Origin of the sequence: Mycolicibacterium anyangense (genome assembly GCF_010731855.1) — a bacterium.
Classification (GTDB): Bacteria; Actinomycetota; Actinomycetes; order Mycobacteriales; family Mycobacteriaceae; genus Mycobacterium; species Mycobacterium anyangense.
This window is the reverse complement of the sequence record NZ_AP022620.1, coordinates 785758-799239: the sequence shown is the minus strand read 5'-3', so window position 1 is coordinate 799239 and position 13482 is coordinate 785758. Positions and strand designations below refer to the sequence as shown.

The 13482-nt window shown below is 66.4% G+C and carries 9 protein-coding genes; 8 read left to right on the top strand and 1 reads right to left on the bottom strand.

Features of this window, described 5'->3' with window-relative positions; all coding sequences use genetic code 11:
- Positions 1-23 precede the first annotated feature (23 nt).
- From G6N35_RS03700 to G6N35_RS03680, 5 genes are all read left to right on the top strand, one after another.
- Complete coding sequence (locus tag G6N35_RS03700; protein WP_163803022.1) at positions 24-4193, top strand: SpoIIE family protein phosphatase; 4170 nt, start codon at positions 24-26, stop codon at positions 4191-4193.
- Positions 4190-4504 (top strand): STAS domain-containing protein, encoded by a 315-nt coding sequence (locus G6N35_RS03695; protein WP_163803021.1) that lies wholly within the window; start codon positions 4190-4192, stop codon positions 4502-4504. Before G6N35_RS03700 ends, G6N35_RS03695 begins: the two co-directional genes overlap by 4 nt.
- Positions 4505-4650: 146 nt before the next feature.
- Positions 4651-5082, top strand: a complete 432-nt coding sequence (locus G6N35_RS03690) for an MmpS family transport accessory protein (protein ID WP_246224192.1) — start codon at positions 4651-4653, stop codon at positions 5080-5082.
- The gene (locus G6N35_RS03685; RefSeq protein WP_163803019.1) at positions 5079-7958 is read left to right on the top strand and encodes an MMPL/RND family transporter; all 2880 of its coding nucleotides are present in this window, start codon (positions 5079-5081) and stop codon (positions 7956-7958) included. The genes G6N35_RS03690 and G6N35_RS03685 overlap by 4 nt, the downstream gene beginning before the upstream one ends.
- Before the next feature lie 4 nt (positions 7959-7962).
- Complete coding sequence (locus G6N35_RS03680) at positions 7963-8604, top strand: TetR/AcrR family transcriptional regulator (RefSeq protein WP_163803018.1); 642 nt, start codon at positions 7963-7965, stop codon at positions 8602-8604.
- A 7-nt stretch (positions 8605-8611) separates the two neighbouring features.
- Here G6N35_RS03680 and zapE read toward each other — a convergent pair whose 3' ends face one another.
- Positions 8612-9703: a cell division protein ZapE gene (gene zapE, locus G6N35_RS03675; RefSeq protein WP_163803017.1), complete on the bottom strand. Its 1092-nt coding sequence runs from the start codon at positions 9701-9703 to the stop codon at positions 8612-8614.
- A gap of 19 nt (positions 9704-9722) precedes the next feature.
- Between zapE and G6N35_RS03670 the strand changes: the two genes are divergently transcribed.
- Genes G6N35_RS03670 through aftC form a run of 3 tightly spaced genes read left to right on the top strand, consistent with a single transcriptional unit; the run spans position 9723 to position 13421 of the window.
- Positions 9723-10484 (top strand): pyrimidine reductase family protein, encoded by a 762-nt coding sequence (locus tag G6N35_RS03670; protein ID WP_163807451.1) that lies wholly within the window; start codon positions 9723-9725, stop codon positions 10482-10484.
- Positions 10485-10521: 37 nt separating this feature from the next.
- Positions 10522-12093 (top strand): alpha/beta fold hydrolase, encoded by a 1572-nt coding sequence (locus G6N35_RS03665; protein WP_163803016.1) that lies wholly within the window; start codon positions 10522-10524, stop codon positions 12091-12093.
- A gap of 20 nt (positions 12094-12113) precedes the next feature.
- Positions 12114-13421, top strand: coding sequence for an arabinofuranan 3-O-arabinosyltransferase (aftC, locus tag G6N35_RS03660; protein WP_163803015.1), 1308 nt, complete (start codon positions 12114-12116; stop codon positions 13419-13421).
- The last annotated feature ends 61 nt before the right edge of the window (positions 13422-13482 follow it).

The following is a 13482-nucleotide window of genomic DNA, read 5'->3' as shown; positions in this document are numbered from 1 at the left end:
TGCCACCCGACGATGAGTCGGGCATGGCGAAAGGACACTTGGTGGGAGAACGGGTTTTCGGCGCCGACAGCGAGGTCGGCGGTGATCTCTCCCGGGTGGATTGGTCGGCGACCCCGCTGGGGCCACCTCGCGAGTGGCCACAGAGTCTGCGCACCGCGGTCAGCATCCTGCTGTCTTCCCGGTTCCCGATGTGGATGGCCTGGGGGCCGGAACTGACGTTCTTCTGCAATGCCGCCTACCGCCGCGACACCCTCGGCCACAAATACCCATGGGCGCTGGGGCGTCCGGCGCGCGAAGTATGGGCGGAGATCTGGGACGACATCGGGCCGCGCATCGACCGGGTGCTGACCACCGCGACGGCGACCTGGGACGAGGCGTTGATGCTCATCCTGGAGCGCTCCGGCTATCCCGAGGAGACCTTCCACACCTTCTCCTACAGCCCGCTGCGCGACGACGACGCGCAGGTGGTCGGCATGCTGTGCGTGGTCAGCGAGGACACCGACCGGGTGATCGGCGAGCGGCGGATGACCACGCTGCGCAATCTCGGATCCGATCCGTCGGTGGTACGCACCGAAGAGGAGATGCTGACCTTTGCCGCCCGCCAACTCGCGCGCAACCCGCGAGACCTGCCCTTCACCCTGATCTACCTCTACGACAACGACGGCAGCGCACGGCTGGCCGCACTGAGCGGAATGACCCCCGGTCACCCCGCCGCGCCGCCGTGGCTGGCCGCCACCGGACCGTCGGTCTGGCCGCTGGATGCCGCTGCCCGCGGCGAGTCGGCACTCGTTGCGCTGTCCGGACCGCCGTACGTGGACCTGCCCGCCGGCGACTGGCACGCTCCGCCACAGGGTGCCTTGGTGACGCCGTTGCTGGTCCAGGGCGGCGCGCCGTGCGGATTCCTGGTCGCCGGCCTCAACCGCTACCGCCCCCTCGACGACGGATACCGGGGCTTCGTCAACCTGGTTGCCGGGCACATCGCTACCGGCATCAGCAGTGCCCGCAGCTACCGCGCCCAGCAGCGCCGGGCCGAGGAACTCGCCGAACTCGACCGCGCCAAGACTGCGTTCTTCTCCAACATCAGCCACGAGTTCCGCACCCCGATCACCCTGATCCTGGGACCGGTCGCCGAACTGCGCAGCCGTACGGCAGGGCTCGACGAACACGCCCGCCAGGAACTCGACGTCGTGCACCGCAATGGGCTGCGGATGGCCAAACTGGTCAACACCCTGCTGGACTTCTCCCGGATCGAGGCCGGCCGGATGCAGGCCCGCTACGAGCCCGTCGACCTGGGCGAGGTCACCGCGGAACTGGCCAGCGTCTTCCGGTCGGCGATCGACCGCGCCGGGCTGCGTCTGGTGGTGGAGTGCGAGCCGCTCGACGAGCCGGTCTACCTCGACCGCGACATCTGGGAGAAGGTGATCCTGAACCTGCTGTCGAACGCGCTGAAGTTCACCTTCGACGGCGCGATCACCGTGCGGGTGAGGGCTGAAGACTCCGCGGCGGTGGTCAGCGTGACCGACACCGGCATCGGCGTGCCCGCCGCAGAGATGCCCCGGCTCTTCGAACGCTTCCACCGCATCCAGACGGCGCGGGCCCGGTCCACCGAGGGCAGTGGAATCGGGCTGGCGTTGGTCCGCGAGCTCGTCGGACTGCACGGCGGCACCATCACCGCCGACAGCATCGAAGGGGCCGGGACGACGTTCACCATCCGGCTGCCCCTGGGCGCCGGGCACCTGCCCGCCGACGCCGTTATCGCCGCGGGATCGGGGTGGACGTCCTCGGGTGCCGCAGAGCCGTTCCTGCAGGAGGCATTGCGCTGGCTGCCGGGCGATGTGCGCGGCGGCAGCGATACCGGCCACCTGACTACCCTCGCCGGGCCGGCCGGGAAACTCGGTTCGCCGGCGCAGGTGCTGGTCGCCGACGACAACGCCGACATGCGCGAGTACCTGGTGCGGTTGCTGCGCAACGCCGGATATGAGGTCGAAGCCGTGACCGACGGCCATGAGGCCCTCGAACGGATTCGTTCCGGCCTGCCCGACCTGGTGGTCAGCGATGTGATGATGCCCCGGCTCGACGGGCTGGAGTTGGTCGCGGCGCTGCGGGCCGAAGCACGTACGGTCGCGGTCCCGGTTCTGCTGCTCTCGGCCCGCGCCGGGCAGGAGGCCTCGATCGAGGGATTGCAAGCCGGTGCCGACGACTACCTGGTCAAGCCGTTCGCGGCCGCCGAGCTACTGGCCCGGGTCCGGGCCAATATCGAACTCGCCCGGCTGCGCAACCACCACAGCCGGTGGCGCACCGCGCTGGTGGACTCGCTGCAGGAGGCATTCTTCGTTGTCGACGAACGCGGTGCGGTGATCGAGATCAACGCCGCGTTCACCGACATCCTCGGCTACGGGCCGGAGGGGCTGCCCTATCAGCCGATGCACCCCTGGTGGCCGAACATCGACACCGAGCCGGAAGCCAACCGGGAGATCGTCGACGCGTTCGCCGGCGTTCCCGAGGGGCCCGACGGCACCTACACGGTGCCGGTGACCCATCGCGACGGGCACCGGCTGTGGATCACCGCCAACATCGCCCACGCCGAGGATCCCGACACCGGCCGCTCGGTGATGGTAGGAACGTTCCGCGATGTCACCGCGGAACACTACGCCGTACAACGCCAGACGGCACTAGCAACACTCAATGCCCAACTCGCACAGGCAGATACGGTCGATGATGCACTGCGCGCCGCACTCGACCAGCTACGTGGGCAATGGGCCGCCATGCAGGTGCTGGCGGCGACCTTCTCCAGCCCGGGCGGCACCCCGGACGATCAACCCGAGGTTCCGGACCTGATCAGCACGCCCGGGGACGCGCGGTGGTCCGCGCTGCCCGAACGAACCCGAGAACGGATCAGCACACTGGCCGACAGTGGCGATCTGCTCACCGTCGACACCAGGACACCCGGATCCGCGGGTATCGCGCTGCAGCACCCGCAGGGAATTCTGGTGGTGTGGATAGAGCTGCCCGAGCAGCGACCGTTCACCGCCGAGGATCAGACCCTACTCAGCGTGCTAGCCGGCCGACTCGGCCAGGGACTGCAGCGCGTCCACCAACTCGACCAGCAGCGTGAAACCGCACTGGCACTGCAGCATTCGATCCTGGGCCCCGCTGATCTGCCTGCCGGGTTCGCCGTCCGCTACCAGCCGGCATCACGCCCCCTGCAGGTCGGCGGCGACTGGTACGACGTCGTCGACCTCGAAGACGGCCGGATCGCGCTGGTAGTCGGCGATTGCGTGGGCCACGACCTGAGCGCGGCCACCGTCATGGGCCAGCTACGCAGCGCCTGCCGCGCTCTGCTACTCGAAAAGTCAAGTCCGGCAGCAACATTAGCTGGCCTGGACCGGTTCGCGGCCCGATTGCCAGGCGCACAGTGCACCACCGCGTTCTGCGCCGTGCTGGATCCCGAAAGCGGTGAGCTGACCTACTCCAGCGCCGGTCACCCACCGCCGATCATGGTCGACATCGACGGCAGCACAACGCTTCTCGAGGGTGGTCATTCGATATCGCTGGGCATCCGGCCCCAACGGGTTCGCCCCCAGGCCCAGGTGACCGTGCCCGCCCAGGCGACGCTGCTGCTCTACACCGACGGGCTGGTGGAACGGCGGCGCCGGTCCCTAGACGACGGGATCACCGACGCAGCCGCCCTCATTCGCGACGACAGCTCACTCGAACTCGATTCACTCGCCGACGCGATCATGTCGAAACTGGCACCTCCGGGCGGCTACCAGGACGACGTCGCGCTGCTGCTCTACCGCCATCCAGCGCCACTGCGCGTGCAGATCCCCGCCGATGCGGTCCATCTGGCCCCGGCGCGCGCAGCGCTACGCAGCTGGCTGTCCTCGGCCGGTATCAACTATGACCAGGCCCAGGACGTGCTCGTAGCGGCGGGCGAAGCCGTCACCAACGCCATCGAGCACGGCTACCGCGGCAGCGACGGCCATGGCACCATCACGCTGCAGGCCGCCGCCGAGGTGGACCAGCTCCGCCTGACGATCACCGACGGCGGCAGCTGGAAGCCCAAGGACAATCCGGCCAACTCCCATCGCGGCCGGGGCATCCAGATCATGCGTGCACTGATGGAAGATGTCGATATCCTTCCGGATACCGCGGGCACCACCGTCCGCCTGTCCACGAGGATTCGCCGTTGACCACGCCGCTGACCGTTCAGACCAGACGCGAGGAGGACACCGTCGTGCTGGAAGCGGTCGGCGAGATCGACGCCAGTAACGTCAGCAGGTTCGCCGAGGCGCTCGACACCGCCACATCGCAGGCCACCGACAAGCTGGTCGTGGACCTCAGTGCGGTGGAATACCTCGACAGCGCGGCCATCAATGTCCTTGTGCCGCATGCGGAATCACTGCACATCGTTGCCAACCCGCTGTTGTTGCGGGCGTTTCAGGTCAGCGGCCTCGCTGCGCTGGCCCGGATCGACGAAGCAGCGCGTGACGGGAATCACTGAGCGCACACGCGCCACCCACACCACCCACAGAGAAGTCGCCGCCCGCATGTTGTAACGTGCCTACCGATCGGAACCCGAGTTCCGTTTGCGGCGAGAGGTCCGCCGCGCGGCCGTCTGGACGGTGAATGAAGGGCAGGTACCGCGGAGTGTTGCGACTTCTTCGGCGGGCATGGATCCCGCTGCTTCTGGTCGTCGTCGTCGCGATCGGCGGCTACGCGATCGTCAGGATCAAAGAGGGACTCAACCCGCCGGCAGCCACTAACGCTGACGGCAACGCCGACAACACCGCTCCGTTCAATCCCAAGAAGATCACCTACGAGATCACCGGTGGCGTGGGCGGTACGGCGACGATCGACTACCTCGACGAAAACGGCCAACCCCATCACGTGGAGACCGCCCTGCCCTGGTCGTACTCGATCGTCACCACCCTGCCGTCGATGTCGGCCAACATTGTGGCGCAGGCGAGCCCGGCGACCGATGGGTTGCGGTGCCGGGTGGTCGTCGACGGACAGGTTCGCGATGACCGCAGCACCGACGAGTACCAACCGTTCATCTACTGCTTGGTGAAATCCGTATGAGCACATCTCACGCCCAGCCCCACCGTCCGTTGGTGCCGCGACTGGTCCGCATCTTCGCACTGCCGATCATCGCCTTCTGGGTGCTGTTGGCGGTCGGCTTTGCCGTTGTCGCGCCAAGCTTGCCGGAAGTAGCCGACGCGCACTCTGCCAACCTGGCGCCGACGAACTCACCGGCCTATATCGGCATGCTGCGCATCGGCAAGGTGTTCCAGCAGTTCGACTCCGATTCCTCGGCGATGGTCGTCATCGAGGGCCAGGACAAACTTGGCGACAGCGCACATCAGTATTACAACCAGATCGTCGCCAAGCTCACCGCAGACACCGCACACATCGAGAATGTCCAGGACTTCTGGGGAGATCCGCTCACTGCGGCCGGCGCGCAGAGCGCCGACGGGAAAGCTGCCTACGTCCAGGTGTTTCTACGGGGGGCTCAGGGCACCAATCTGAGCCACGAATCCGTTGCAGCGGTGCGCAGTATCGTCGATTCGGTGCCGGCGCCTCCCGGGGTCAAGGCTTACGTGGGTGGCAATACCGTGATCGTCGCCGACACCAGCATCGCCGGCAAGAAGAGCATGGGCCTGATGGCCGGCCTGTCGATCCTGGTCATCCTGGTGATGCTGCTGATCGTCTATCGCTCGGTGATCACCACGATCGTCGCCCTGCTCATACTCGGAATTGAACTGTTTGCCGCACAAGGATTGGTGGCCTTCGTCGGCGACAAGAACATCATCGGGCTCACGCCGTACGCCGAGAGCATGGTGACCATGCTGGCCATCGCGGCCGGCACCGACTACATCATCTTCCTGATCGGCCGCTACCACGAAGAGCGATCCAAGGGGCTTGATCGCGAGGAGGCCTTCTACACCTCTTATGCAGGCGTATCGCATGTCATCCTGGGCTCCGGGCTGACCATCGTCGGCGCATTGCTGTGCTTGAAGATGACAACCCTGCCGTACTTCAATTCAATGTCGGTACCTTGTGCTGTCTCACTTTTGGCCATTGTGGCCGCGGCACTGACGCTCGCACCAGCGGTTCTGGCCGTGCTGTCGCGCTTCGGGTTGCTCGATCCCAAACGAGAACCGTCCACCCGCGGGTGGCGCAAGGTGGGCACCGTCGTCGTGCGTTGGCCCGTTCCCATCATCGTCGTCACTGGAGTCATCGCGATCATCGGTTTCGTGAGCCTGTTGACCTACGTTCCGCAATACAACGACGCGAAGTTCACGCCCGCGGACATGCCATCCAATATCGCCCAGGCCGCGGCCGAACGGCACTTCTCCAAGGCACGTATGAACCCCGAATTGTTGATGCTGGAGGCCGACCACGATCTGCGAAATCCGGCCGACATGCTGGTCATCGATCGCGTGGCGAAGGCGGTTTTCCACTTGCACGGTATCGAACGGGTACAGACCATCACCCGACCGCTGGGCGCGCCGATCGAGCACAGTTCGATCCCGTTCCAGATCGCCATGCAGAACGCGGGAACGCTGCAAACGGCAAAGATTCAGAGTGACAACACCGCGCAGATGCTCGAACAGGCTGACGAGATGAGCAAGACCATCGCCAGCATGGAACACATGTATGACCTGATGACGCAGCTCAACACCACCACGCACGACATGGTGGGTCGCACCCACGAGATGGCCGATACCACCAACGATCTGCGCGACAAGATCGCTGATTTCGACGATTTCTTCCGGCCGATGCGTAACTACTTCTATTGGGAACCGCATTGCTTCGACATCCCGGTTTGCCAGTCGATCAGGTCCGTGTTCGACTCCCTGGACGGCGTCGACACCCTAGCCGACCAGATCGGTGGCCTGACCGGTGACCTGGATCAGATGGACAAGTTGATGCCCCAGCTGGTCGCGACGTTGCCACCGACGATCCAGTCGATGAAGACGATGCGTGATTTCATGCTGTCCACGCACAGCACCATGGCCGGAATCCAAGCCCACCAACAAGAACTGGCAGAAGGGTCCACGCTGATGGGCCAATACTTCGACGAGGCCAAGAACGACGACTCGTTCTACCTACCACCGGATGTGTTCAAGAACCCCGACTTCCAGCGCGGCATGAAGATGTTCATGTCCCCGGATGGCAAAGCCGTGCGGATCATCATCACCCACCAGGGCGATCCCGCCTCCGTGCAGGGCATCGAGCACGTCGCCGGGATCAAGGACACCGTGGCCGACGCCCTCAAGGGCACGCCGCTGGAGAACGCCCGTGTCTCATTGGCGGGCACCGCGGCGATGTATGCCGATATGCAACGCGGAGCCAACAACGATCTTGCCGTCGCCTGCCTGTCGGCGATGATCCTGATCTTTGCGATCATGCTGCTGATCACCAGAAGCGTGGTGGCTGCGCTGGTGATCGTCGGAACAGTGGCCGCCTCACTCGGCACGGCGTGCGGCCTGTCGGTTCTGCTCTGGCAGGACATCCTCGGACTCGGGGTGCAATGGATCGTCATTCCGCTGGCGGTCGTCATCCTGCTGGCCGTGGGCTCCGACTACAACCTGCTGGTGGTGTCCCGTCTCCGTGAGGAGATCCATGCCGGCCTCAACACCGGCATCATCAGGGGGATGGGCGCGACCGGCCGGGTGGTGACCTCAGCCGGGCTGGTGTTCGCCTTCACCATGATGTCCATGGTCGTCAGTGACCTGCGCGTGGTCGGTCAGATCGGCATGACCATTGGCATCGGCCTGCTGGTGGACACCCTGATCGTGCGGTCATTCATGACTCCGTCGATCGCTGCGGCACTGGGGCGCTGGTTCTGGTGGCCACTCAATACCTACAAGATCACCCACCCGCAACCGGCACCGCCCAAGTCAACGGACGATCCCGAAACCGAGCCAGTGGCGGTCGCTCCGGCAGAATGACCTGATGCGTACGAGCCGTGAGCTGGCCGCCTCGGAGGGGACCAGAGTCCCCCCGGTGACCCGGCAGCGCAGCAGCGGCAGACTAGACCGCTCACGCGATGTCGCGATCCTCAATGCGACGGTGGCGGTACTCGCCGAATCGGGATACGCGGCCACCAACATGAACGACATCGCCGCACGGGCTGGAGTGGGAAAAGCCGCGATCTACCGGCGGTGGTCGTCGAAGGCCGCGCTGGTCACCGATGCGCTGGTGTACTGGCGACCTGAACTTCTCGACGACGAACCACCGGACACCGGCAGCCTGCGCGGGGACCTGGACCTGCTCGTGACACGTGTCGCCCGCAATGACGACGACATCATCACCAACGAACTGATCATGCAGGTGGCCCTGGAAGCCGGCCGAGACACCGAACTGAGCGCGGCGCTCGAGGATCTCTTGCTGGGCAAGGGAACCCGCAAGATCTCGGCGTTGTTTGAGCGGGCCGTCGAGCGCGGGGAGATCCCGCCCGGACTCGACCTACCGATGATCGCAGGTTCACTCACTGCGATGGCCCTTCACCGTGTCATCAACGGACTCCGGGTCGACGCACCGTTCGTCCGCAAGGTCATCGACACCCTGATCCTGCCCGCGCTCGGACTGGACTGAGCCCGGATCACAGACCACCCTGGCGGCTGAGCGCCAGCAGCCGCGAGGTGGCACGCAGATACTTTTTGCGGTAGCCCCCGGCAAGCATCTCCTCGGAGAACAACGTGTCGAGCTTCGCGCCGGACGCCACCACCGGAATGCCGGCGTCGTAGAGTCGGTCGGTGAGCGCCACCAGACGCAGCGCGACGTTCTGGTCGTCCAGCGGATGCACGCCGGTGATGTAGACCGCAGTCACACCCTCGATGAGCGTCAGGTAGCGGGAGGGATGCATGGTGGCCAGGTGGGCGCACAGCGCGTCGAAGTCGTCGATGGTGGCACCCGGGGTGCCGGCCGCTCCCGAGGCCACCTCGTCATCGGAGAGCGGGTCGGGCGCCGGCGGCAGGCCGCGGTGCCGATAGTCCGGACCTTCGATGCGAACGGTGGTGAAAATGCTTGCCAGCGTGTTGATCTCACGCAAGAAATCCTGGGCGGCGAATCTGCCCTCACCCAGTTGTTCGGGCAGCGTGTTCGACGTGGCCGCGATCGACACGCCGCGCTCGACCAATTGGGAGAGCATCCGCGAGATCAGTGTGGTGTTACCGGGATCGTCGAGCTCGAACTCGTCGATGCACAGCACCACATAGTCGGCCAGCAGGTCGATGCACTCGACGAAGCCGAACACCCCGGCCAGCTGGGTGAGCTCACCGAAAGTGGCAAACGCCCTGGGATGTTCGGCCGAATCCGCCAGTTGCCGGTACGTCGACGCCAGCAGGTGGGTCTTGCCGACCCCGAACCCACCGTCCAGATAGATCCCCACCCCCGGCACCGTCTCGCGCTTGCCGAACATCTTCTTCTTGCCGGCCCGCCGCTGGTGCGCCTGCACACAGAACGCCCGGCAGGTCTCCAGCGCGGCGGCCTGGGTTGGCTCGGCGGGGTCGGGCCGGTAGGTGTCGAAGGTGACGTCGGCGAAGGTGGGCGGCGGAACCAGTTGGGCGATCAGACGCTCCGGCGAAACCGTCGGATGCCGGTCGACGAGATGGTCAAGCCCCGGTACCGAATTGGCTTCGGCTGTGCGGCTTTGCATGGACGCACTGTAGCGACGTGTTGGAATCGATGACATGGCAAGCCCACCCCACGACATGCCGGATGGGACGTACTTCACACTGCTGGGCCCCGCGGGCCCCGTGGACGACGACGGGCTCTATGCGCTCTATGGCTATCCCGCCGATGGGGCGCCCTGCGTCCGCGGCAACATGATCGCCAGCCTCGACGGCGGAGCCACTACCGACGGCACGTCCGGCGGCTTGGGCGGAGCCGGTGACCGGCGGCTGTTCAACGTGCTGCGCGAGCTGGCCGACGTGATCGTCGTCGGAGCCGGCACCGCGCGCAGCGAGAACTACTCCGGCGCGCAGATGACCGTCGCGCAGCGGCGCAACCGTCAGCACCGCGGCCAGACCGAGATCCCACCGATCGCCCTGGTGACCCGCTCCGGGCGGCTGGACCACGACCTGCCGGTGCTCACCCGGACCGAAGTGCCGCCGCTGGTGCTCACGTGCACCGATGCCGCCGAGACGTCCCGTTCGCTGCTGGGTTCGGCCGCCGAGGTGATCGCCTGCTCCTCGGACGACCCGGCCGAAGTCGACCCGGCGGTCGCGGTGGCCGCGCTGGCCGACCGGGGTCTGCCCCGGATTCTGTGCGAAGGCGGTCCCAGCCTGATGGGCACATTCCTGGCGGCGGGACTCCTAGATGAGATGTGCCTGACCAGCGCCCCGGTGCTGGTGGGCGGCGACGGACCCCGCATCACCGCCGGGGCGGCGCAGGCGTTGACCCGGATGCAGCGCACCCATCTGATCTCCGATGCCGAGGGTTACATCTACGGCCGATACACGCGCGTGCGCTGACGCGGCCATCGCGGGACCGGTCGCTACTGTGGTGGGCATGCGTGATCGCCGGGTGCTCGCCGCGGTCGGCGTCGGGACCGCGGCGCTGACGGCTCTGTTGACCGGGTGCGCCCCATGGCTGGCTGCCAACCCGCAGTTCGCCAGCAACTCGGCGCACAACCCCGGCGGCGGTCCCACCACCGCCAAGCCCGCTGGTGGGCCGCCCGATATCGCGGCCCCCAAGAAAGATCTGACGGGGTGGAAGGACTGCACGTCGAAGGTGTTCGGCGATGCCGGCATGCCCGCCCTGCCCGGGGTAATCCTGGAATGCACCAACTACGACGCCGACCTCGACTCGATCGCCGGGGCCACCGGGACGATCAGCGTCGGCGTGGTGCGCGCCCGTTCGGTCCAGACCCCGCCCGACGCCGGACCGGTGGTGTTCACCACGGGCACCGACATTCCGTCGTCGATGCAATTACCGGTGTGGCTGAGCCGTTCGGGAACAGACGTCCTCAAGACGCATCCGATCGTGTCGGTGGACCGCCGCGGTATCGGGCTGTCGAGCGCGGTGGACTGCCGCGACGCGTTCGACCGCCAGGAGATGCGCGACCAGGCGCAGTTCGAATCCGGCGACGACCCGGTGGCCAACCTCGGCGCGATCACCATGACCGCCACCACCGGCTGCACCGACGCCATCGCGCCCGGCGACTCGGCCTATGACAACGCCCGCGCCGCCGAGGACCTCGAGCGGCTGCGCAGCAACTGGGACGTCCCGGCGCTGGCGATCGTGGGCGTGGGCAACGGCGCGCAGATCGCGCTGGCCTATGCCGGGTCGCATCCGGACAAGGTGGCCCGACTGGTGCTCGACTCCCCCGTCCCGCCCGGGATCAGCGCGGAGGCCGAAGCCGAAGACCAGGTCAAGAGTCAGCAGGGCGCTCTCGACGCGTTCGCCGCTCAGTGCGTCGCCGTCAACTGCGCCCTGGGCCCCGACCCCAAGGCCGCCGTCGATGCGCTGCTGTCGGCCGCCAGGGCCGGACGCGGCCCCGGTGGGGTGTCGGTGGCGGTGCTGGCCAACGCGATCGTGACCGCGCTGGGTTACCCGAGCGGGGATCGGATCGGCAGCACCGTCAACCTCGCCAACACGCTCGCCGCGGCACGCAACGGCGATACCAACGCGCTCAACAGCCTGATCACCCAGGCGCAGGGGACGCGGGATTCCGACGGCCAGTTCGTCAACTCCTGCAGTGATGCGCTGAACCGGCCCACCCCCGACCGGGTGCGCGAACTCGTGGTCGCCTGGGGCAAGCTCTACCCCCAGTTCGGCACCGTCGGCGCGCTCAACCTGGTCAAGTGCCTGAACTGGCCCAGCGGCGCGGCTCCGAAGGAACCGAAGAACCTGAAGGTCAACGTGCTGCTGATGGGTGTGCAGAACGATCCGATCGCCGGCGGCCAGGGTGTGCCGGCCTCCGCGGCCACCATCATCAACGCCGGCGCGGCCAGCAAGCGGGTGATGTGGCAGGGCATCGGCCATGGCGCCAGCATCTACTCGGCCTGCGCGCTGCCCCCGATGATGAGCTACATCGACACCGGCAAGATGCCGCCCACCGACACCTACTGCCCCGCCTGATCGGTCCGGGCCGCGGTCCGGTGTACGGTGCGGACGTGGCGGTAGCTGACTCCCTTCGTTCCGGCCTGCGACAGGCGTTCGCCCCCCGAACCAGCCCGGCCAGCGCGGCCTCCGTGCTGCGCTCGGCGCTGTGGCCGATCGCGATCGTGTCGATCATCCATCGCAGCTATGTGCTGTCCTCCAACGGATACATCACCGACGACTTCGGCCCCGTGTACCGGGCGGTGTCGAACTTCCGCCGCGGGCTGGACATCTACAACGAGCACTTCGACCACGTCGACCCGCACTATCTCTATCCGCCGGGCGGCACTCTGCTGATGGCGCCGTTCGGCTACCTGCCGGTCTTTGCCTCGCACAACTGGTTCGTGTTCTTCAACACCGTCGCGATGATCGTCGCGGCCTGCCTGATCGTGCGCTTGTTCAACTTCCCGCTGACCTCGGTGGCGCTGCCCGCGCTGCTGCTGGCCATGTTCTGCACCGAGTCGGTGACCAACACGCTGGTGTTCACCAACATCAACGGCTGCATCCTGCTGGCCGAAGTGCTGTTCTTCCGCTGGCTGCTCGACGGCAAGGTCAACCATCAGTGGCTGGCCGGCGTGGCGATCGGGCTGTCACTGGTGGTCAAACCGCTGCTCGGGGTGCTGTTGCTGCTGCCGCTGCTCAACAAGCAGTGGCGCACCCTGATCGCTGCCTTCGCGGTGCCGCTGGTGTTCAACATCGCCGCCTGGCCGCTGGTATCCGACCCGATGGATTTCGTGCGGCGCACCCTGCCCTACATCTTCTCCACCCGGGACTATTTCAACTCCTCGGTGCTGGGCAACGGCGTCTACTACGGCCTGCCGATGTGGCTGATCCTCGCTCTGCGGGTGCTGTTCGCAGTGCTGGCGGTGATCAGCCTGTGGCTGCTGTACCGCTACTACCACCAGCGCGACCAACTGTTCTGGATGCTGACCTCCTCCGGCGTCCTGCTCATCACGTCGTGGCTGGTGCTGTCGCTGGCGCAGGGCTACTACTCGATGATGTTGTTCCCGTTCCTGATGACGGTGGTGCTGCCCAACTCGGTGTTGCGCAACTGGCCGGCGTGGCTGGCGACCTACGGGTTCTTGACGATGGACCGCTACCTGATGTGGCGCTGGCCGACGACAGGCCGGTTCCTGGAGTACATGAAGATCACCTACGGCTGGTCGCTGATGCTGATCGTGGTGTTCTGTGTGTTGTACTTCCGCTATCTCGATGCCAAGGCCGACGGCCGGCTCGACGAGGGCATCGACCCGCGCTGGATGCACGAGAACGACGCGGCCGAGGCGCCGAACGCCACACCGGCGTGACGCCCGCCGCCGAGAGCGGCTCTGATGTGACGCTCGACGGGGGTGCACGCGTACGCGGTAC

Coding starts and splice junctions, on each gene's coding strand:
- G6N35_RS03665 (WP_163803016.1), top strand. CDS start 10,522: ATGCGTGATCGCCGGGTGCTCGCCGCGGTCGGCGTCGGGACCGCGGCG.
- G6N35_RS03680 (WP_163803018.1), top strand. CDS start 7,963: ATGCGTACGAGCCGTGAGCTGGCCGCCTCGGAGGGGACCAGAGTCCCC.
- zapE (WP_163803017.1), bottom strand. CDS start 9,703: ATGTCATCGATTCCAACACGTCGCTACAGTGCGTCCATGCAAAGCCGC.
- G6N35_RS03670 (WP_163807451.1), top strand. CDS start 9,723: ATGCCGGATGGGACGTACTTCACACTGCTGGGCCCCGCGGGCCCCGTG.
- G6N35_RS03700 (WP_163803022.1), top strand. CDS start 24: ATGGCGAAAGGACACTTGGTGGGAGAACGGGTTTTCGGCGCCGACAGC.
- G6N35_RS03685 (WP_163803019.1), top strand. CDS start 5,079: ATGAGCACATCTCACGCCCAGCCCCACCGTCCGTTGGTGCCGCGACTG.